Below are 1,127 nucleotides of genomic sequence, written 5' to 3'. Positions count from 1 at the left end.
GCTTGAGCCAGCGGGTGATGTCGTGGCTGAAGCGGTTGAACCCGCCCTGGTGGACGGGCCCGGCGACGTTGCCGTTGACCTTGACGAGGGTGTCCGTCATCACCGCATCGAAGACCACCCGCACCGTGCGGCCCTGCCACTCGGCCGGTACCGTGAAGCGGCGCCGGTAGGTCGCCTTGTCCGCCGCCCGCGGGCCCTTGTCGTAGCCGTACTGGTAGTGGCCGAAGCCTTGCTGTTGCCAGTTGGACGGCACCTTGATGCGTGCCTGCTCGCCCGCGCGCTGCCCGCCGTCGATGACGAAGTCCCAGTCCAGCGCGTCATCCGGGCCGGTGCCCGACAGCATCAGCGTCTCGGTGCGCGGCGCGTCCGCGGCCAGCGCCAGCGGCGCCAGTAGGCCGCAGACGAGCAGGCCGGCCAGCCACTTCAGTGCTGCAAGCATGACGTTCACCGGGTGTACTTGCGCCTACTCGATGACGAGCAGCGTCACACCCTGCCGTGGCAGCGTGAAGCTCAGCGTCGCACTGCCATTGGCCACCGCCAACGCCGGCAGCGCGGCCGGCGCCATCACCGAGGCGGCTTCCAGCTGGGCGTACTGCTTCGCGTCCGGCGCCTGAGGCGCGCCCATCGCCTGCCAGGCCGTGAATGCGTTCGCGTGGGCCTTGTCGACGCGCCACTGCGTCACCGTGCGCGTGGCCTGCCCGCCCAGGCCCGCCAGCTTCAAGCTGACCGCCGCATCCGGGCCGCTGGCATCGTCGTCGTCGTGATAGTGCCAGGTCATCACCGCAAGCTTGCCGTCGGGTGTGCGGGTGGCCAGCACGCCCACATCCGGGCGGCCACGGACCCCGTTCGCCAGGATGTCCTCCAGTGCCACTTCGGCGTCGCTGGTGGCGCGCAACTGCGTCGGCCCCAGCTTGGCGAACATGCGGAAGATGTTGAGGACCGGCAGGTCGACACCGTTCGTCGCCAGTTGGCGATAGCCCGCAAACCAGGGCTGGTCTTCAAACGTGAAGGCCCAGGTCAGCGCGCCTTCCAGGTTCACCTGGTGCCGGTCGGCGAGTTGCCAGATCCGCTTGTAGCTGGCCGCCGTGTAGCTGGAATACATGGTGCCGTTGCGGTAGGCGTTCTGC

General features: G+C 68.9%; 2 protein-coding genes. Both read right to left on the bottom strand.

The window, feature by feature from the left end; genetic code table 11:
• Nucleotides 1–439: sugar-binding domain-containing protein (locus AC1DU6_RS32240; protein WP_477862294.1), on the bottom strand; the 439-nt coding region annotated here is incomplete at its 3' end.
• Between the two features lie 24 nt (nt 440–463).
• Nucleotides 464–1,127: GH39 family glycosyl hydrolase (locus tag AC1DU6_RS32235; protein WP_477862292.1), on the bottom strand; the 664-nt coding region annotated here is incomplete at its 5' end.

The sequence above is a fragment of the Roseateles sp. P5_B10 genome, assembly GCF_056400485.1.
This window is presented reverse-complemented; position numbering and strand designations above follow the sequence as displayed.